Annotated in this window: 13 protein-coding genes; 5 read left to right on the forward strand and 8 right to left on the reverse strand. The window is 42.9% G+C overall.

Going from position 1 to position 20385, the window contains the following annotated elements; genetic code table 11:
* Nucleotides 1-113: 113 nt before the first annotated feature.
* Nucleotides 114-527, reverse strand: coding sequence for a DUF5655 domain-containing protein (locus DEO27_RS18580; RefSeq protein ID WP_223817990.1), 414 nt, complete (start codon nt 525-527; stop codon nt 114-116).
* A gap of 5 nt (nt 528-532) precedes the next feature.
* Complete coding sequence (locus tag DEO27_RS18585; RefSeq protein ID WP_112567021.1) at nt 533-2467, reverse strand: amino acid permease; 1935 nt, start codon at nt 2465-2467, stop codon at nt 533-535.
* Nucleotides 2468-2546: 79 nt separating this feature from the next.
* On the opposite strand from DEO27_RS18585, the gene DEO27_RS18590 reads away from it, so the two are divergent.
* On the forward strand, nt 2547-3227 hold the full coding sequence (locus tag DEO27_RS18590) for a phosphatase PAP2 family protein (RefSeq protein WP_112567018.1): 681 nt from the start codon (nt 2547-2549) through the stop codon (nt 3225-3227).
* Here DEO27_RS18590 and DEO27_RS18595 read toward each other — a convergent pair.
* Entirely contained in the window at nt 3224-3892 is a 669-nt protein-coding gene (locus DEO27_RS18595; RefSeq protein WP_112567015.1) for a hypothetical protein, read from the reverse strand. The genes DEO27_RS18590 and DEO27_RS18595 overlap by 4 nt on opposite strands.
* A gap of 323 nt (nt 3893-4215) precedes the next feature.
* Complete coding sequence (locus tag DEO27_RS18600) at nt 4216-5655, reverse strand: glycoside hydrolase family 130 protein (protein ID WP_317132968.1); 1440 nt, start codon at nt 5653-5655, stop codon at nt 4216-4218.
* Nucleotides 5656-5854: 199 nt separating this feature from the next.
* Here DEO27_RS18600 and DEO27_RS18605 point away from each other — a divergent pair, with 199 nt between their 5' ends.
* Both DEO27_RS18605 and DEO27_RS18610 read left to right on the forward strand, forming a co-directional pair.
* On the forward strand, nt 5855-6532 hold the full coding sequence (locus tag DEO27_RS18605; RefSeq protein ID WP_091221836.1) for a response regulator transcription factor: 678 nt from the start codon (nt 5855-5857) through the stop codon (nt 6530-6532).
* A gap of 13 nt (nt 6533-6545) precedes the next feature.
* Nucleotides 6546-7865, forward strand: coding sequence for a sensor histidine kinase (locus tag DEO27_RS18610; RefSeq protein ID WP_112567009.1), 1320 nt, complete (start codon nt 6546-6548; stop codon nt 7863-7865).
* A gap of 281 nt (nt 7866-8146) precedes the next feature.
* On the opposite strand, the gene DEO27_RS18615 is transcribed toward DEO27_RS18610, so the two are convergent.
* The 3 genes from DEO27_RS18615 to DEO27_RS18625 all read right to left on the reverse strand — a co-directional run bounded on the left by DEO27_RS18615 (nt 8147) and on the right by DEO27_RS18625 (nt 10749).
* On the reverse strand, nt 8147-9067 hold the full coding sequence (locus DEO27_RS18615) for a DUF58 domain-containing protein (protein WP_112567006.1): 921 nt from the start codon (nt 9065-9067) through the stop codon (nt 8147-8149).
* Between the two features lie 107 nt (nt 9068-9174).
* On the reverse strand, nt 9175-9495 hold the full coding sequence (trxA, locus tag DEO27_RS18620) for a thioredoxin (protein WP_090531998.1): 321 nt from the start codon (nt 9493-9495) through the stop codon (nt 9175-9177).
* A gap of 489 nt (nt 9496-9984) precedes the next feature.
* Nucleotides 9985-10749 (reverse strand): SDR family oxidoreductase, encoded by a 765-nt coding sequence (locus DEO27_RS18625; protein WP_112568097.1) that lies wholly within the window; start codon nt 10747-10749, stop codon nt 9985-9987.
* A gap of 132 nt (nt 10750-10881) precedes the next feature.
* Here DEO27_RS18625 and DEO27_RS18630 point away from each other — a divergent pair, with 132 nt between their 5' ends.
* The gene (locus DEO27_RS18630) at nt 10882-11292 is read left to right on the forward strand and encodes a winged helix-turn-helix transcriptional regulator (protein WP_112567003.1); all 411 of its coding nucleotides are present in this window, start codon (nt 10882-10884) and stop codon (nt 11290-11292) included.
* Between the two features lie 123 nt (nt 11293-11415).
* Here DEO27_RS18630 and dnaE read toward each other — a convergent pair whose 3' ends face one another.
* Complete coding sequence (gene dnaE / locus DEO27_RS18635; RefSeq protein ID WP_112567000.1) at nt 11416-15000, reverse strand: DNA polymerase III subunit alpha; 3585 nt, start codon at nt 14998-15000, stop codon at nt 11416-11418.
* Nucleotides 15001-15212: 212 nt separating this feature from the next.
* Between dnaE and DEO27_RS18640 the strand changes: the two genes are divergently transcribed.
* Nucleotides 15213-20384 (forward strand): translocation/assembly module TamB domain-containing protein, encoded by a 5172-nt coding sequence (locus DEO27_RS18640; protein WP_112568095.1) that lies wholly within the window; start codon nt 15213-15215, stop codon nt 20382-20384.
* Nucleotide 20385: the final 1 nt, after the last annotated feature.

Genomic DNA, 20385 nt, shown 5'->3' on the forward strand with positions numbered 1-20385 from the left:
TGTCATTGCGAGGAACGAAGCAACCGCATGCTATACAGGGCGGCTATGCTTCCGTGCGATTGCCACGCTTCGCTCGCAATGACATAAAATTTCATCTGAGGTAGTGTAGTTTTTTATGCGCCCATTCCCCAGGCCATTCGCATATACTTCCGCACTTCATCATTAATATCTTCCTTAAAATACATCCTGAAGTAGTGGTTATACTGATTGGTGCCCGGTACCTGCTTTATCTTGCTGAAGCACAGGTTATCGTCATAAGCCTGTTTAAAGGGAAATACCACGTCAATAAAGTTTTTGCCCAATTGGGAGATATAAGCAAAGTTTACCTTCGCCCCTAAAGCTATCATGCTTTTGGTAGGATAAACTTTGACGGGGCCTATTTGCAAATATTCATCAACCAAATGATCAAACAAAGCTACCGTATGTGGCGATTTACCGCTTAGCGCTTCTGATAATTCCCTGTCGCGACATGAGTGTACCTGGTTAGTGGCTGTAAATTCACGTTCGCATAAGGGGCAGGTCCACATGGTATTTACGCGGTTACAGATTCTTTGCCTAAGGCGCTGTTTTTATAGCTGTAGGTACCGTAAACAACCAATCCAATTACCAGCCAAATTAAAAACCTTAGCCAGTTGGTATAACCAAGTTCGGTCATGAGATAAAAACAACTCATCAGCCCTAAAACCGGGATCAGGGAGAAGTTTTTCATAAAGCTATAAACCGCTATGATGATGATTAGGATAAAGAAAAGATAGTTAGGAAAATTGTAAAGGAAACCATCGAAACCAAGATAGTATTTCTTGGCGTCGCTGATATCATTGGTTTGCCTTAACGCAGTATTAAATTTATCCTCTTCTATATCTTTAAAATATTTTTTGGCGGAATCTGGCTGGGAGACAATGTTGGTGCTGTAAAGCTGATTGGTGGTTTTAAGCAGGCTCAGCTTATCATTGTTATCCATATTGTCAATAATGTCGCTCCTGTCCTTAAGCTTTTTAAACTGCATCATTTCAACTTGAGCAGCCGGCTTAAAATAAGCCACCGAACCCAAAATGATAAGCGTAAGAATTGGCACAATGAATTTGCCATTTACATATGGTAAGTGAAATTTACCTTTCTCTGCTTCCTGACGGGGAAGTAGCAACACACCGCCGCAAACCAATACAAAAGCAAAAAGGGTGCCTATACTGGTCAAATCGGTAACCTCGGTAAGGTTCATAAACAGCGCCGGTATAGCAACCACAAAACCTGTTACCACAGTAGCGAAAGCAGGCGTTTGGTATTTTGGGTGGATACGTGAAAAAGCTTTAGGTAGTAAACCATCGCGACTCATGCTCATCCAGATACGGGGCTGACCTAACTGAAAAATAAGTAATACACTGGCTGTTGCAATAACCGCACTTATAGAGATCACATAGCTTATTTTATTTAAACCAACCTTTGCAAAAACAAAGGCCAGCGGGTCGCCAACCTGGAGATCTTTATAGCTTACCATACCGGTAAGTACAAGGGCAATCAAAATATATAATACCGTACAAATTACCAATGAATAAATCATGCCGCGGGGCAAATCGCGCTGAGGCTTTACACATTCTTCGGCGGTGGTTGATATCGCATCAAAACCAATATAGGCAAAAAACACGCCCGATACACCTTTCATAACACCGCTGAAACCATTAGGCATAAACGGGTGCCAGTTAGCAGGCGTCACATAGAAGAATCCCACCACTATTACAGCTATTACTATTACAATTTTAAGCACCACCATGGCATTGGTAGCCTTTTTAGTTTCGCGGATGCCTATATAAACAAGGTATGTGATAATGATTACAATCAAAAGTGCAGGTAAATTAGCTATCAGTTTAAAACTGCCCAAACCCGGCGCCTGATCCCAGGCCAGCGCTTCTGACTTTACTTTATCACTGATATCAGCCAGATTTTTGCCCGCGGCAAGAACCTGCTCATGGCCACGTAAGGCCGAAACATAGTCCATAGTTAAAAACTTAGGCATGTGGATATGAAAACCTTCAAGCAGGTTTACAAAATACTCGCTCCAGGAAATAGCTACGGCAATGTTTCCGATGGCGTATTCCATTAATAAGTCCCAGCCTATGATCCAGGCAATCAGCTCGCCGAACGATGCATAAGCATAAGTATAGGCACTACCCGCAACCGGGATGCGCGAGGCAAATTCGGCATAGCAAAGCGCCGAAAAACCGCAGGTAACGGCTGTTAAAATAAATAAGATGGAAACCGCGGGGCCACCATGAAATGAAGCTTCACCAATTGTCGAAAATATACCGGCCCCTACAACAGCTGCTATGCCCATGAGGGTCAGGTCTTTTACATTAAGTTCTTTTTTGAGTTGGGATGATGTTGTACCGGGATGCTCACTATCACTAAAACCGCACTCAACATCATTTAAAATTTTCGCTACTGACTTTTTACGAAAGATACTTTTCGACATGTAGTTTAATTAATAAGTCTAATCAATCTCAAAATTAATCATTTTTTTGCATTGAATAAGTATATGCTTACTTTGCAGCATGAAGATAGGAATAAAAGACGTGTTGTACAGGATCCGCCCTTTTTTTATCCTTTACCTTATCCTCTTAGCTACCTGCTTAACTATCAAACTGCTATACAGCCGTGAAACTATTTTTTTCACAGTTAACAGTTGGAACCAACCCTGGCTTGATGCCATTGAACCCTACATTACAGACATTGGTGATGGCACCACAGCCGTAGTATTGTCGCTTTTTATGCTGCTGTTCAGCTATCGCAGCTGGCTGTTGCTGGCATCAAGTTATGCTATAACATCTATAGTTGCGCAGATCCTAAAATACATTTACATAGCACCACGACCAAAGCTTTACTTTGAAAGCCAGTGGAGCAGGGTGCATACAGTAGAAGGTGTTTATATATTGGAAAAATACAGCTTCCCTTCAGGGCATACGGTGAGTGCTTTTTCTGCAGCGCTTGTTATAACTTACCTTTGTAAAAACAAAGGCTGGGGGTCCCCAGCCTTGTTTGTTGCCATTATGGTTGGCTATTCAAGAATGTACCTAACCGAGCACTTTTACGAGGATGTACTTGCAGGCTCGGCTATCGGCGTGTTTGTTACTATTTTTTGGCTTACCTGGCTTGATGGTAAACAATTCATCCAGTCGGCCAAATGGAACAGGGGCCTGCTCCATTTATTGAAGAAAGCCCCTGTTGTTAATTAAACTCCCGCTTCTAATTGCCTGTTTTTACGTTTGATCACGGTTAATACAATGATCAGCACGATGACCGCGCCGCCACCATAAATACCTATTTTGGCTGGAGCAGACATACCTTTAGCGTCAGACAAATACTGGTCACGACGATCTAAAGTTGGTGCGATCTGAATAGAACTTGAAAATTGTTTCAGTTCTGCCTTGGCAAGGTCGGCCCTTTGTTCGGGGTAGTTATACTCAAAAGTATAGGTTGCATCCTGGGTATAAAGCAGGATAAAATTCCTTAACTCAGGAGACTCGCCTGTTGAACCGCTGTTATCAATCCTTAGGGTAAATACTTTACCTTCCAATTTGCCGATGGTAGTATCACGCGGATACATTACACTACCATTAACCGATTGTTTCTGGATACCATTGATGTAGGTTTTAAATACATCTTTCAGGTCTTTCTCTTTATTTAAGGGTTTGTTGTTAGCGTTTGGTACGCGTAAAACAAGAATATTACCTAATGATCCGGTACCCTGGTATATCTGTTGACCTAATGTATCCTTTTTTATGAAGCCTTGTGGCAATGAAACCGTAACGAGGCTATCTATCTTTACAGGTTTAAGTGCCTGGCTAAAACCTGCAAGCGAAATCAGCATTATGCTTAAGCTTAAAATTATCTTTTTCATATTTATTTAACTTAAAAAAGAAGAATAAGTTTTAACTAATAATACATAATGAGTTTCAAATGATAGCTAAATGACTTAAAATCAACAGTTAATGAAAAAGCAAAAAGCTTAAAGCAGAAGGCTCTAAGCTTTTTCTTGAGGCATAAGTTTTAGCCGAAACCGTCATTATTGTACGAAGCAATCCCTGACTGTACAGGGGGATTTGCTCAGCTCCTCTGCCTCTTTGGGATTGCTTCGTACTTCGCAATGACGAGTGAAGAAGTTTCTTTACATTTAATAGCGTTCTGCTTTCAGCCTTCGGCTTTAAGCTTCCTTCAGCTTATTCAATAGGTCATCCAAGGATACCTCAGCAAAGGCGGTTGATGAATCGGATACACCATACGGATAATGAGTTTATTATTGTGCACTATTGCCCCGCATGAGTAAAGTACGTTTGGTACATAGCCCTCCCGTTCGTCGCTGGTGGGGATGAGCAAAGGTTCTTTTAAACGTCCTATCTCAACAGCAGGATCATCAAGTTTCAACAGTGTTGCCCCCAATACATAACGCCTCATGGGGCCAACGCCATGGGTTATCATGATCCAGCCATCGGCAGTTTCAATTGGCGAACCGCAATTGCCTATCTGCACAAACTCCCAGCTAAACTTTGGTTGCTGCAGCATCACCGGCTTTTCCCAGATATTGATCTTATCCGAATACATGATGTAATTATTACAACCATCTATCCGTGATATCATCACATATTTACCGTTCACCTTCCGCGGAAACAGGGCCAGGTTTTTATTCTGCGCGCCGGCACCGTACAAAGGCATGATCTTGAAATTATAAAAATCGGTTGTCTGCAGTAGCTTAGGCATAATCAGTGAGCCATCATAGGCAGTATACGTAGCATAATAGAGCTTGCTTCCGTCATCGTTGGTAAACTGCACAAAGCGGGCATCTTCAATACCCTTGCGTTCATATTCGGATATCGGGAAGATCACCCTATCGGATATATCTGTATCCAGCGAAAAAACAATTTCATAATAGGAATCGGCCAGCCAAAGCACTTTGTCGTACTCGAGGCGCTTCATATCGTTTTCCTGCAACCGTTGCGAGTCCATGATGATACGGCGCAGGTTCGCGTATTCAAAATGATGATCGAGCTTTGATTCCAGCTCATTGATCACATCAATGCTGATCTGCGTAATAGCCGCCTTTTCAAAAAACAGTTTTTTATTGTAAACCGCGTTCCGTACAATTTCTGCTTCGTCGATATAGCTTCCGGCGGGTTGTATGCTGATGTTATTATCCTTATCAATCATGGCCCGGCGAAAGGTGATGGATGAGATGTGCCCCTCACCTACCGCCCTGAAACTGATAATTACCCGGCGCTGCCCGTCTTCAAGTTCGGTTTGGTCGGGATCTTCAATTATTGATGGATTAAAAAACGCTGCTGACTCGATAGAATATTCATGCGTAAAAAACGACCCGATAAGCAGTTTACGGTTAACCGTTAAGGTATCAAAATCAATATTCAACTCCAAAAACAGGGGCTTGAGTTTGCTGCAATGCCTGTTTAGTACGCGGGTGATATTACGGTGCCTTTTGGAGTATTCCTGCAATATTGGCGATACTATGCCGAAGGCCTCATCCTCGCTGATGAGCATCACACGCTCAATAACTTCTTTAGCGCGGTCGTTTCCGTTAAAAAAAAACCTTGCAATTACACGTTTCGGATCTGGATTTACACGGATGGGTTTGCGTTCGATAGAAAGTCTCATACTATGAAGTGGTAGCTTTTAATTGTAACAGTAATTAGCGTAAATTGATTTATGCTTTTTTAATTTAAACGCAACATTTAAAAAATGACATTCCACAGGCCGGGATAAAAACCTATCTTCATCTTTTGTTAATCTTCGGTACGGTATTTTGCCTGCCGTGAACAATCCCGATCCTGTAACCCATATTGAATGCACAGTTATGAACGTGTTAATTGTTGAAGACGAAAAAGGCCTTGCGCTTGAAGTTGATGAATTTTTGAGCCATGAAGGTTTTACCGTTGAGCATGCCCGTACCAAAAAGTCGGCGTCCGAAAAAATCTTCGTAAACAATTATGATTTTATCCTGCTCGATCTCGGTTTGCCCGATGGCGATGGTTTTGACCTGCTTAAAATGCTGAAAGGCATGAACAACCGTGAAGACGCCGTGATTATATTAACCGCCCGGGGCGCTGTTGACGACCGGGTATCCGGCCTTGAACAGGGTGCCGACGATTACCTTGCAAAACCATTTTCCCTCAACGAACTGCTTGCCCGTATGCACGCCATTACCCGCCGCAAGCACCGCCTGGAGAGTAATGATATTAATGTAAAAGGCCTAAAGATCAATATTCAAAACCGCACCGTTACTTATAACGACGAACGGATAGCGCTCACCAAAAAAGAGTTTGAGATATTTAACTACCTCGTTTTAAATAAAAACCGGGTAATATCACGTACCAACCTCACCGAGCACGTTTGGGGCGATGTACTGGAAATTAACTCCGACTCGAACTTTGTGGATGTGCATGTTAAAAACCTGCGCAAAAAACTGTCGGCATATATCCCTATCGACTGGTTTGAAACCGTAAGAAGTATCGGCTACCGTATCAACATCTGAAGCAAGCAACGTTATGAAATTACAGGTAAAACTGGCCCTTTATAATACCCTAACCAAATTAGCCATTATACTTTTTACGGGCCTGCTTATCCTGCTTTCTATCGAGAAGATTTCATATGACCACGTAGAGCTGAGACTTGAGGAGAATGAACGTGAAACGCTTAAAAATCTCAGTTCAAAAGAGATTAACAGTAAACTTTCAGATCAAAAACCCTATACTGATTATAATATATTAAAAGAGGAGTTCATTATAATTAAACCGGTTAAATTTCAACCCACGGAAACCCAGGGTGCCAGATTTACAACCGAAACCCGAACAAGCGAACAGGTTACGCAAACGTATCGCATACTAACCCATCAGTTTAATTTTAACAATCATACCTATTTGCTTGAAATTGGCGTTGCAATTACTTCCATTGAAGAGTTAAAATCAATCATAAAAAGATTTACCCTTTTAACATTGGTAATAGCACTTGCCCTTACACTGGTGAGCGATTTGGTGTTTACCAAATTCCTGCTTGCCCCGTTTTATAAGATCATTGACCGCAAACTGATCAAGGTAAATGACCCCATGAACTTTGATTACGAAAAAATCCAGACAACCACACAGGATTTTGAGCTGCTTGACGATAGCATCAGCACGTTGATGAAAAAGATCAGTAACCTGTTCAGTCTCGAAAAACAGTTTATTGCCAATGTATCACATGAGCTGCTTACGCCTATATCAATTATCAGTTCCCGGCTGGAGAATATCCTGCTACAGGAAGAGCTTAGCGAAGCCAGCGAAAACAAAATGCACGCTTCGCTGAAAACGTTAAACCGGCTTAAATCTATCATTAACAGCCTTTTGCTGATATCAAAAGTTGAAAACAACCAATACGCAAAAACCGATGTGGTGATGATAGCCGGTGTAATTATGGAGATTGAGGAGGAACTGGAGGACCGGCTGGAAGAAAAACATCTCGTTTTTAACAACAACATCAAATACATTTATTCGCTCATGGGCAACCGCCCGTTGATGCATACCCTGCTGTTCAACCTTATTAACAATGCCATTAAGTATAACAAACCTAAAGGCAGTATTATTATTGCCGACGAATTAAAGGAAGACGTTTATATACTGGAAATTACCGATACCGGCGCAGGCATGGACCAGCAGCAAATAGAAAACGCTTTTAACCGTTTTGAAAAATTTGAAACGGAAGAAAAGGAAAGCTATGGACTTGGGTTGGCTATCGTAAAAAGTATTACCACATTCCACAACATCAGGGTGAAAATAGATTCGATGAAAGACAAGGGGACAAGCGTGTACCTCATCTTTCACCGTGAGTAGGGCTTCACCTAATCTTCACATTGTATCAATACCTTTACAAAGTTTATTTTATAAGTAGATCCCCTAATTAATCATAGAGGCTGTTTCCCCGATGGAGATGGCCTTTTTTATTTCAAGAAAGATTTTATGACTGCGTCATTGCGAGGAACGAAGACAACCGACCGAAGGGAGCTCATTAATACCTATAAAAACAAATTATAATTATTAATAATCCCCGATAAGAAGAGCTGCTCTGCATAGTTCGCGATTGCTTCGTTCCTCGCAATGACGTTTTTTTCCATTTATATCATCTTATTCCGCTTAACCAGATAGGTGTTCAGGATATGATGATAGCCCTCATGAATATCGGCATCAACCAGGTCGATATTATATTGAGCACACTTGAGTTCCAATTGATGACGGTACTCTTTTAATGATGCTTTATAGGCCTCGCGGATCCGGGCCGGGTTTACTTTTAGCTCTTCGCCGCTTTCAATATCTACAAAATGATGCGGACGGTTATCGAAATTAAACTCCAGTTCCTTTTGCTTATCGGTAACATTGAAGATTACCACTTCGTGTTTATTAAACTTCAAATGCTGAATAGCAGCAAATAAAGCCTGCTGTTTTTCAGCATCCAGGTTATTCTCCAACATATCGCTAAAAATAATCACCAAGGAGCGCTGGTGAATTTCCTGGGCTATATGATGCAGTACATTGGTGATATTGGTTTGTGTATTTACTTTAGGACTGGCATACATTTTTTCCAGTTCGGCATATAAATAAAACAGGTGTGTAGTGGTTGATTTAGCCGCGCTGATCCAGTCTATCTTATCCGAAAACAGGCAAAGCCCAAACGCGTCGCGCTGTTTTTTAAACAGGTACATCAGCGAAGCAATTGCATAAACCGAAAACTGTAGCTTATTGGTGCCTGTTTCAGGAAAGTTCATTGATGATGATGTATCCAGCAACAGGAAACAACGCAAATTGGTTTCCTCTTCAAATTGCTTAACAAACAATTTATCGGTACGGGCCAGCAGCTTCCAGTCGATATTTTTCACCGATTCGCCGTTGTTGTACAAGCGGTGTTCGGCAAACTCAACCGAAAAGCCATGAAAGGGACTTTGGTGCAAGCCGGTAATAAAACCTTCTACCACCTGCCGGGCCAGTAATTCAAGATTGGCCAGTTGCCTTATCTGCTGATCTTCATTTAATTTGGGCATAGGCTAATATAGGGACATAAAAAAAGCGTTGCAAAATTGCAACGCTTTTTCACTAAAATATGTTGTGTTAATGCTACAGCGCGTAGCATCAAATAAGCATCTATGAGTTATGCTAACTGTTTTACCAGTTTATCAGTTAATACTGATTTTGGCACAGCACCGATTTGTTTATCCACAATTTCGCCATTTTTGAAGAACAATAAGGCAGGGATGTTACGGATACCGTATTTTACAGATATACCTGGGTTGTTGTCAACATCTACTTTACCAACAACAGCTTTGCCTTCATATTCTTTAGCAATATCTTCAACTACCGGACCTACCATCCTACACGGACCGCACCATTCTGCCCAAAAGTCAATTAATACCGGTTTGTCTGATTTCAGGACAAGCTCGTCAAAGTTTGCATCAGTTATTTCTAAAGCCATGATTTCTATTTTTTAAATTTTGTACTTACAAATATATGCTATTCAAATTGCTTGCCACAAGTGCGTTACTGACATTGTGACAATTATATTATTATAATACGCGCAGTTAACGCATGTATGACCATTTGTCGCATTCGCACCTCAAAACACCACTTTGCGACATGACGTATTTACACAAATAACCTATTTCCGGAGCATATTTACAACTGTAGCGGCGGGTTACTTTTTAACATTGGGGGTATTAATTAACATTACGGATGTACACTATATTGATGTCTGAACTCGAATTTTAAAGAATTATTTGAATTTATTGAATTGGACTTTTATTCTGCTAATTCGTTCGATTCCTTAAAATTCGAGTTCAGACAACAAAAAATGACCGGAAGCCACAGCCGCCGGTCATCAGTTAATAAATTGTCCGTGTCCTCAATAACAACGCTCACAATACCCAAATTTGTGAGGACCCGGACAAATATTCTCTTTTATGAATTAAGCACCTTTCATGGTTGCCATTCCACCATCAGCAATCAGTTCGGCACCAATTACGAAGGTTGAATCATCTGAAGCGAAGAAAGTAACGGCTTTGGCGATTTCTTCGGCCAAACCGAAACGGCCAACCGGAATTTGTTTTACCAACTCGGCTCCCATACCTTCCAGTTGTTCTTGGGTTAAGCCTAATTTATCGGCAGTATGTAAAGGTGTTACAACCGGGCCGGGACTTACAGAGTTAACCCTGATACGACGTGGCAATAATTCGGCAGAAATGTTTTTAGCTAATGAAAGCAAAGCTGCTTTACTTGCTGCGTAAACAGTTGCACCGGCCATACCAATGTGCGCATTGATTGAAGTGTTCAGGATGATAGAGCCACCATCATTAATTAAAGGCAACAATTGCTGAATGCTGAAGTAAGCACCTTTAAAGTTGATGTTCATGATATCATCAAACATTTGCTCGCTCATTTGTTCGGTTGAATTGAACTGACCAATACCGGCGTTGATAAACACAATGTCAATTTTTTCGGCAACGGCTTTTACTTTTTCGCCTAATTGTTTTACCTGGTTCATGTCACCACTGTCGGCAATTACACCTTTAGCATCAGCACCAAGTATTTCAAGTGCCTCATTAATTGAGTTTTGATTTCTGCCGGTGATGATCACTTTAGCACCTTGTGCAATGAACTCCTGTGCTGTGGCCAGGCCTATACCACTGTTTCCGCCTGTTATTACTGCTGTTTTTCCTTGTAACTTTTTCATTATCTTTGTTATTGATACATCAAAGGTACAGTGAGTTGCGAGGCCGGTCAAGAATGCACCATTTTGTGCGGAACGTACTTTTTGGTAGGTTATGGGCCGGTTTGATGCAATCGATATATCGCCTTTTTCATTATGACAAAAAACAGACATTCCGATCATTCCTGCACTATGGCAGCGGCCCTGAGCGTGATCAGCGGGAAGTGGAAACTGAGTATAATAAACCAATTATTATCCGGACAGAAGCGCTACAGCGAGATAAATCGCGCTATTTCTGGCATGACCGAAAAGATGCTTTCACAACAAATCCGCGAACTGGAAGAGGATGGTATTGTAAGCCGCCATATTTTCCCCGAAGTGCCACCGAGGGTAGAATATTCCCTCACTCCCATTGGCCAGGAACTATCGTCTATATTTTATACTCTTGAAAGATGGGGCAGCCACTACATGACCGTCACTAACGCCAACGGCGAAGTGATTCAGCCTGATTATACTTGTTATACTTTAGTGAAACAGGATGATGAGGTGGTGAAGGCGGAAGTATAATCAATTTGAGATGTCATTGCGAGGAGGAACGACGAAACAATCTCGTAGCAATGCAGATCGGACATGCATTGGCTATGAGATTGCCACGCTTCGCTCGCAATGACATGATTTTCACGTCATATCTTAACTCAAAACCGGCTCCTCATTTGTCAAGCTCAATATCCCGGCCATGAAATCATCGCTTGGGTTTACTTTGAATGATTTGGATGAGAGTTCTACCAGCATCACTTCTTCCCTGTCCCTGATCTGGAAACGGAGCTTGCAGTTTTTTACCGGGTACTTTTGGTTATTATCGTCAATCATGTGCTGAATATCATCCAGCAGTTTACTATTTAGATTATTTACGTCAATACAAACCGTTAATGATTTGGTAAGCTTATCGCGCATTTCTGATAACAGGTCCATTACCATGATCCGCAGGTCCCAGTTATCTTTCTGGCGGAATTTTTCTTCGATGTTTCCTTTAATATGCAGGAAGTAGCCTTCCATCATCATATTACGGAATTTTACATAATCGTCGCCAAACAGGGCAAACTCGTACGATTCATTGTAATCTTCAAACACAAACGTACCAAATGGCTTACCCGTTTTGGTCATTTTATGCTGAACGCTTGATACCAGGCCGCCAATCCTCAACTCACCACGACGGCGCAGTTCGTTAAATGCCGCCGTCACATCCTCGCCTCCTTCACCTGAACGGGCCTTTTGCATCAATTTCAAATCGCTGATGTTGGCGTTACAGAAACGTTTCAGCTCAACTTTATAATTATCCAAAGGGTGACCGGTTAAATAGATCCCGATAACCATTTTCTCATACTTCAGCTTTTCTATCAGCGCCCATTCCTCAACATCTGGCATGGCAGGTTCAGGTACGTAAGAAGCTACCGAACCACCAAATAATGACGACTGTGAACTGCTTTGCACGTTCTGATAATCGTTGGCATATTTGATCAGACGCTCAACTCCTGTCAGCGTACCTAATTCGGTCTTAGCAAAAAACTGCGCGCGGGGAATTCCAAAACCATCAAACGCGCCACCATAAATCAGGTTTTCGTACGATTTACGGTTTACACTGCGCGTATTTGATCGCCTCGCAAAATCATAAACGGTTTCAAAAGCCCCGTTAGCGGTACGTTCTTCAATAATACTTTCTACCGCCTTATCACCCACACCTTTTACACCGGTTAAACCGAAACGTACCTGGCCACGCTTATTCACCGCGAAAGCCATGTCCGACTCGTTTATATCCGGACCTAATACCTCAACACCCATGCGGCGGCACTCTTCCATAAAGAAGGTAATTTTTTCAATGTTATTCTGGTTATTTAAAACCGCCGCCATATATTCTGACGGATAGTGCGCTTTTAAATAAGCAGTTTGGTAAGCCACGAAAGCGTAGCATGTGGAGTGCGATTTATTGAACGCGTACTGCGCAAAAGCTTTCCAGTCGGTCCAGATTTTGGTAAGCTTATCTTTTGGATGGCCTTTGGCAACTGCCCCGTCCATAAACTGGGCCTCCATCTTGTTCAGTACCTCAATCTGCTTTTTACCCATCGCCTTACGCAAAACGTCGGCGTCACCTTTACTAAAGCCTGCTAACTTTTGCGATAAAAGCATCACCTGTTCCTGGTATACGGTAATACCATAAGTTTCGCCCAGGTATTCCTCCATATCCTCTAAGTCGAACACAATAGGTTCGCGACCGTGTTTACGGGAAATAAAGTTAGGAATGTACTCTATTGGGCCCGGACGATAAAGGGCGTTCATGGCTATCAAGTCTTCAAACTTATCGGGCTTAAGCTCGCGCAGGTACATTTGCATACCGTCACTTTCAAACTGGAAGGTGCCGTTGGTATCGCCACGCTGATAAAGCTCATAAGTTTTAAGGTCATCCAGCGGAATGTAGTCGATATCTATCACTACACCATGATTTTGCCTGATCATGCGCAGGGCGTCCTTAATAATGGTAAGGGTTTTCAGACCCAAAAAGTCCATTTTGATTACACCGGCATCTTCAATTACGCGGCCGTCATATTGGGTAACCAACAGGTCCGAGTCTTTAGCCGTAGCTACCGGAACAATATCGGTAAGGTCATAAGGGGCAATGATGATACCCGCGGCGTGCACACCGGTGTTACGTACCGATCCTTCCAGCTTTTCGGCCTCGCGCAGTACCTGGGCCTTAAGATCGTTACCATTCAGGATCTCTTTTAATTCCGGAACCTGTTCAATGGCATCTTTAAGGGTGATACCCAAAGTTTCGGGCACCAGCTTCTTCATGGCACTTACATCGGCCAATGGCATATCCAACACACGGCCTACGTCCTGAATACTGGTACGGGCAGCCATGGAACCATAGGTAATGATCTGCGCTACCTGGTTTTTACCATATTTATCAACCACATAGTCAATAACCCGCTGCCTGCCCGCGTCGTCAAAGTCCGTATCAATATCGGGCATCGATTTACGGTCGGGATTAAGGAACCTCTCAAACAGGAGGTTATACTTCATAGGATCGATATTGGTGATGCCTGTACAATAAGCCACCACCGATCCGGCTGCCGAACCACGGCCCGGACCAATAAATACGCCCATATCGCGCCCTGCCCTGATAAAGTCGGCCACAATGAGGAAGTATCCCGCAAAACCCATGGTACGGATAGTGAATAGCTCAAAGTTGATGCGTTCCTCAGTCTCTGGGCTAATATCTATATAGCGCTCCTTGGCACCCATAAACGTAAGGTGCTTCAGATACTCCCATTGGTTAAGGGTATCTGCATCGGGCGTATTGTGAATTTTAAATTCGTCGGGGATGATATAGTTAGGTAGCAGGATATCTCGCTTAAGTTTTAGCGTCTCTACCTTATCAACAATTTCGTTGGTATTATCCAATGATTCTGGCACGTCATGGAACAGCCGTCCCATTTCCTCCTGGGTTTTAAAATAAAACTGATCATTAGGAAAACCAAAACGATAGCCTTTACCACCCTCTTCATCGGTAGCTATCGGGGTGCTTTGCATATCACCTGTGTTTACGCAAAGCAAAATATCGTGTGCGTTCGAGTCCTGCTGATCCACATAATGCGAATCGTTTGAACAGATCACTTTTACATTATACTTTTTAGCGTAGGTGAGCAACACATTATTGATGATTTGCTGCTCGGGGATCTCATGGCGCTGAATCTCGATATAAAAATCCTCACCAAACAAATCAAGCCACCATTTAAATTCCTTCTCGGCATTTTCGGGCGTATCTTTTAAAATAGCCTGCGGTACTGATGCACCAATACAGCAAGTAGTAGCGATGATACCTTCGTGGTATTTCAGGATTAATTCTTTATCAATACGTGGCCATTTGCTGTACAAGCCTTCCATATACCCTAATGAGCATAGCTTAACCAGGTTTTTGTAACCTGTAGGATTTTTGGCCAACATCAGCTGGTGGCGACGTACGTCCTTATTTTCTTTGGTAAACTGTTTTTTATGCCTGTCTTCAACCACGTAAAACTCGCAGCCTACAATGGGTTTTACATTGTGTTTACCGGCTTCGGCCACAAACTTAAATACGCCAAACATATTACCATGGTCGGTAATAGCAAGGGCTTTCATCCCATCTTTAGCGGCTTTTTTATACAGCTTGGATATATCGGCTGCACCGTCAAGCAGGGAGAATTGGGTATGTACGTGGAGGTGAGAAAAATCAGGCATAGTAAATCCGTTTCAACAAAATCTTTATGAGGTACAAAGTTAAAACAAGTTAAGGATGTAGACTGTTAAAAAGTAGCGCTGTGGAAATTTTTAATTAAAGCCGGTCCCGCCCTTTTGTAAATTATATAGCTACACACAGCAAACTGCTATACTTAGCATGTTATTTGCATATATTAAGCAACCCTATCATCACCTTTGAAATACATATACAATTGAAAAAAATACTACGAATAACCCTTAAAACGATACTTTGGATACTGGTTAGTGTAGTTCTGCTGGTTATCCTTGTAGTAATTTTAATACAGGTACCTGCTGTTCAAAACTTCGCAAAGGATAAAGCAGTAACTTTTTTACAGAATAAAATACATACCAAGGTTAAGATTGGTCATATAAGCCTTGGTTTGCCCAAGCTGTTGGTTTTGGAGGATGTGTATTTTGAAGACCAAAAGAAAGACACCCTCATTGCCGGCGAAAAACTAAAGGTTGATATCAGTATGCTCAAGCTGTTGCACAGCCAGGTTGAGGTAAATGAAATAAACCTGCAAGGCATTACAGCCAACGTAAACCGCGGTGCCGACAGCGTGTTCAACTTCGACTATATTATGAAAGCTTTTGTTGGCGAACAAAAGAAAGAGGTTAAGCCTACGGATACCACATCAACTATGAAGTTTTCTGTTGATAAGATCATCCTCGATAAGATCAACGTAAAATATAAGGACGCCATTACCGGCAACGATGTTAAGTTTTTGCTGGGCCACTTTGATACCCGGGTTAAGGATTTTGATATGGATAAAATGAAGTTTACCATACCCAAAATCACGTTGAGTGATGTTAACGCCAGGATCATCCAAACACCAACCAAAGCAATCCCAGCACCTGACACCGCAACTACTCCACTTAATATGGATCTGAATTTAGGGGTGATCGACATCTCCAAGATCAAGGTTGATTATCAAAGTGCCGAGATGGGCGCTAAGGTAGATTTAAGCAAGTTTCTGGTGGAAATGGACAAGATCGACCTGAAAAACCAAAAGGTAGGCATCAAAAACATCGAACTAAGTGATACCAAAGCAGGGCTCAGTTTAGCCAAGCCCAAAACCGTAGTTAAAGAGGTTGTTAAAACCGTTAAAAAACTGGATACACTGGTATCCTCTCCTACCAAATCGGCATGGCGGGCTACCATTGGTAAGGTCACTTTCACTAATGATGATATTAAGTTTGATAATGAAGCGCAAAAAGCTATACCCAAAGGCCTTGATTTTGGCCACATGGATATCCGCAACCTGAATGCCGAAGCCGAAAATATCTCTTACAGCCCTGATACCATTTCTGGCAAGATCAACACGTTTACCTTTACCGAAAAAAGCGGTTTAAAGATCAACAAATTCCATACAGCATTTCTGTACGGGCCAACTACAGCCTACATGAATGACCTGCTACTGGAAACGCCGAATACCACCCTGCAAAAATCAGTTCAGGTGCGTTACCCATCTATTGATGCAATCACCAAAAACATTGGCGCGCTGGGTATCAATGCCAATTTAGATGGCAGTCGTTTAGGATTGAAAGATGTTTTATTGCTGATGCCAACCATGGCGAGTATGGAGCCGTTTAAATCATCGCCGGGTACAGTATTCAAAATTAACGGCCGGGTAAACGGCCAGGTTGATAATCTTGATATCCCTAACCTGGAAGTTACCGGCTTAAACAGTACCCATATTAAAGCTTCGGCCAAAATGAAAGGCCTTCCCGATGTTAACAAGGCTACCTTTGATGTTAACATCGCCGATTTCAGTACCAGCCGCAGCGATATAGATAAACTTGCCCCTGCCGGAAGCATTCCATCAAACGTAAGCATTCCCGAAAAAATGAACCTTAAAGGTAACTTTAAAGGAAGCATGTACACCTTTAATACTAAAATGGGCCTGCGCTCAAGCTATGGCGCGATTGATTTGGTAGCTGCTTTAAAGAATGGGCAAAACAAAAACGCGGCAACTTACACCGCCAATATTAAAGTTAACGAACTAAATGTTGGCGCGCTTACCAAACAGCCGCAAATGGTTGGCCGCATTACCATGAACGCTAATTTGAAAGGACGAAGCCTCGACCCTAAAAAGGCCAGCATAGCCTTCAACGGTAATGTAGCCAAAGCGTATGTTAAGGGTTACACTTATCAAAACCTGGCCATGAAAGGTACATCAAGCAATGGCGCTTATACCGCCGTTGCCACTATGAAAGATCCTAACATCAACTTTAGCCTGGATGCTAAAGCCAATCTCAATAAAAAATACCCGGCAGTTAAGGCTACTTTGAATGTGGATAGCATCAACCTTAAAAACCTGAATTTTGTAAAGGATGATATGCGTTTTCATGGCAAAGTTGTGGCCGATGTACCAACCGCCGATCCGGACTACCTGAATGCCAATATTCAGGCAACCGACCTGCTGGTAGTAAACAAAGGCCAGCGGATCCAGATGGATACCATCAGCCTCATCTCGACAGCCAGTGCCGACAGCAGCACATTGCGCTTGAAAACTCCTATCATGTCTGCCCATATGGCCGGTAAGTATAAACTTACCCAAATAGCCCCGGCCCTGCAGGATGTGATCAATAAATATTTCAACACCGCAATTGCCGGCGGTCAGCAGGTTGCTGTAAAAACCAAGGGCGGTAAAACCGTTAAAACCAAACCTGCCCCAGTGGTAAAATATGATGCGCAGCAATTTAAGTTTGAAGCCCGCCTGGTTAAAACCCCGCTGCTCAACCAGTTTGCTCCCGACCTAAAACAGCTTGATCCGGTTTTGCTGAACGGCAGTTTCAATAGCCAAACTGGCGAGCTGATTGTTAAAGGCTCGATACCCAAAGTGGTTTACGGCACCAACACTGTTAATAAGGCATCGCTTAATATCAATACCAATAACAATGCGCTTAACTATAATTTCTCTGTTGATGAAGTCAAAGTTGGTTCCTCCGTCGATCTGTTGTACACCAGTATCTCCGGTTCGGCACAGGACAACAAAGCGGGTTTAAGCGTTCAAATCCGCGATGCGGCCAAGAAGGAGCGTTTCAGGATCGCGGGTACCTTTAGCTTATTGCCTAATGAGTACCAGTTTAGCTTTAATAAAGATGGTCTGTTGCTTGATTACCTGCCATGGGCGGTTAGTGATGATAACTTTTTACAATATGGGCCAAAAGGGGTCCTGGCGCATAACTTCACTATTAGCAACAACAACCAAATCCTTAGCGTTAATAGCAGCACACAGGAGTTTAACAGTCCGCTGAATATCAAATTCAACAACTTCCATATCGAGGCGCTTACCAAAATGGCCAAACAGGATTCATTACAGGTAGGCGGTACCATTAATGGCGACGCGACAGTTAGTAATTTCCAGGCCTCGCCGGTATTTACTGCAGCCATCAACGTTAACGATTTTAACTTTAAAGGAGATACGGTAGGCAACATAGCCCTCAAGGTAAATAACCAAACCGAAAATGCCTACGCCGCCCAAATGAGCATCACCGGTAAAGGCAACCAGGTTGACCTGAACGGCACTTACTATACATCGCCCGAGAGCCGCTTTGACCTCGACCTGAATATCGTAAACCTGAGTATGAAGAGTATCGAAGGTTTCAGCTTTGGCAGTTTGCGCAATGCAACGGGTAATATTACCGGGGCACTCAAAATATCGGGAACCACCACGGCGCCATCTGTACGGGGTGATATTAACTTCAACAAAGTAGGCTTCAATGTTTCCATGCTCAACTCCTACTTCCGGATGCCGCAGGAAAGCATTACGTTCAATAACGAGGGCATCCGCTTTAATGATTTCACGCTGGTTGATTCAACCGGCAATAAGGCTGTGGTTAGCGGCAGCATCTACACCAAAACCTACACCGACTTTGCCTTTGGTATGGATATCAATGCCGATAACTTCAGGGTGACCAACTCTACCGAAGCTGATAATAAACTTTACTATGGTAAGCTTTATGTGGATACCCGCATCAAAATCCGCGGTAATATGGCTAAACCGGTTGTTGACGCCAACCTCACCGTGAACGATAAAACCGATATGACCTTTGTGCTGCCAACCAATGACCCGGCGGTGGAAGACCGTAAGGGCGTGGTTGACTTTATTGACAAGGACGCGCCAAAAATGGATTCCATCCTGCTGGCAAGGCAGCTGGATTCGCTCAAAAAATCGGATGTTACAGGCCTCGATGTATCGGCTACCATCACCGTAAATAAAAACGCCGCGTTTACCATTGTGGTAGATGAACGTAACGGCGATATCGTTCACCTGAAAGGCGAAGCCAACCTAAACGGCGGTATCGACCCGAGCGGCAAGATCAACCTTACCGGTACCTATGTGGTTAACTCAGGATCGTACAACCTGGCTTATGCTACTGTTAAACGTACTTTTAATTTTAAACAAGGCAGTACCATAGTTTGGACGGGCGACCCAACCAGTGCCAATATCGACCTTACCGCCATTTATGTTGCCAATGTACCGCCGATAGACCTGGTAGCCAACCAGCTTTCGGATGCGCAAAACAGTACGATGTATAAGCAAAAACTGCCTTTTAATGTTAATCTGAACCTGAAAGATCAGCTGCTTACTCCAAACATCAGTTTTGATATCGTATTGCCCGATAGCACATACTCAGTATCATCGGATGTAGTGAACACCGTTAATACACGCCTCACCCAGATACGGCAGGATCCTAATGAGCTTAACAAGCAAGTATTGGGCGTTTTAGTATTGGGCCACTTTATTGGCGATAACCCGCTGCAAAGCCAGGGAGCAGGCACATCTATAGAAGGTACTATCCGTAATAGTGTGAGCAGCTTGCTGTCCGATCAGTTGAACCGTTTGGCAGGTAGCCTGATCTCGGGAGTTGACCTTAATTTCGGTTTGAGCTCTGGTGAAGATTATTCGTCGGGAACGGCGACTAATCGTACGGATCTGAACGTGGGATTGTCCAAGCGTTTCCTGAGCGACCGTTTGACGGTTAGCGTGGGCAATAACTTTAACCTGGAAGGTAACCAGCCAGGACAAAAAGCATCAAACATAGCCGGCGACGTATCTATAGCCTATAAACTAAGTAAGGATGGCCGCTACACCCTGCGCGCCTACCGCCGCGACGAATTTATAGTGATACAAGGCCAGATCATTGAAACCGGCGTAGGCTTTACCCTAACTGTTGATTATAACCGTTTCAGGGAGATCTTCCGCAAACGTACTCCTGAAGAACGCAGGTTACGCCGCCAGTATCAGCAGGAACAAAAAGAGAAAAAAGAAAAACAGGACGAGGCGGATAAAGCGATGGAGCAAAAGAATATGCAGCAGCAACAGGACAACAAACCGCAAACTACTTCAAACTAAG

Source organism: Mucilaginibacter rubeus, from assembly GCF_003286415.2.
Taxonomy (GTDB): Bacteria; Bacteroidota; Bacteroidia; order Sphingobacteriales; family Sphingobacteriaceae; genus Mucilaginibacter; species Mucilaginibacter rubeus_A.

What these genes read in the sequence shown, in the direction of transcription:
- DEO27_RS18580 (WP_223817990.1), bottom strand. Translation starts at nt 527, where the DNA reads ATGTGGACCTGCCCCTTATGCGAACGTGAATTTACAGCCACTAACCAG.
- DEO27_RS18585 (WP_112567021.1), bottom strand. Translation starts at nt 2,467, where the DNA reads ATGTCGAAAAGTATCTTTCGTAAAAAGTCAGTAGCGAAAATTTTAAAT.
- DEO27_RS18590 (WP_112567018.1), top strand. Translation starts at nt 2,547, where the DNA reads ATGAAGATAGGAATAAAAGACGTGTTGTACAGGATCCGCCCTTTTTTT.
- DEO27_RS18595 (WP_112567015.1), bottom strand. Translation starts at nt 3,892, where the DNA reads ATGAAAAAGATAATTTTAAGCTTAAGCATAATGCTGATTTCGCTTGCA.
- DEO27_RS18600 (WP_317132968.1), bottom strand. Translation starts at nt 5,655, where the DNA reads ATGAGACTTTCTATCGAACGCAAACCCATCCGTGTAAATCCAGATCCG.
- DEO27_RS18605 (WP_091221836.1), top strand. Translation starts at nt 5,855, where the DNA reads ATGAACGTGTTAATTGTTGAAGACGAAAAAGGCCTTGCGCTTGAAGTT.
- DEO27_RS18610 (WP_112567009.1), top strand. Translation starts at nt 6,546, where the DNA reads ATGAAATTACAGGTAAAACTGGCCCTTTATAATACCCTAACCAAATTA.
- DEO27_RS18615 (WP_112567006.1), bottom strand. Translation starts at nt 9,067, where the DNA reads ATGCCCAAATTAAATGAAGATCAGCAGATAAGGCAACTGGCCAATCTT.
- trxA (WP_090531998.1), bottom strand. Translation starts at nt 9,495, where the DNA reads ATGGCTTTAGAAATAACTGATGCAAACTTTGACGAGCTTGTCCTGAAA.
- DEO27_RS18625 (WP_112568097.1), bottom strand. Translation starts at nt 10,749, where the DNA reads ATGAAAAAGTTACAAGGAAAAACAGCAGTAATAACAGGCGGAAACAGT.
- DEO27_RS18630 (WP_112567003.1), top strand. Translation starts at nt 10,882, where the DNA reads ATGACAAAAAACAGACATTCCGATCATTCCTGCACTATGGCAGCGGCC.
- dnaE (WP_112567000.1), bottom strand. Translation starts at nt 15,000, where the DNA reads ATGCCTGATTTTTCTCACCTCCACGTACATACCCAATTCTCCCTGCTT.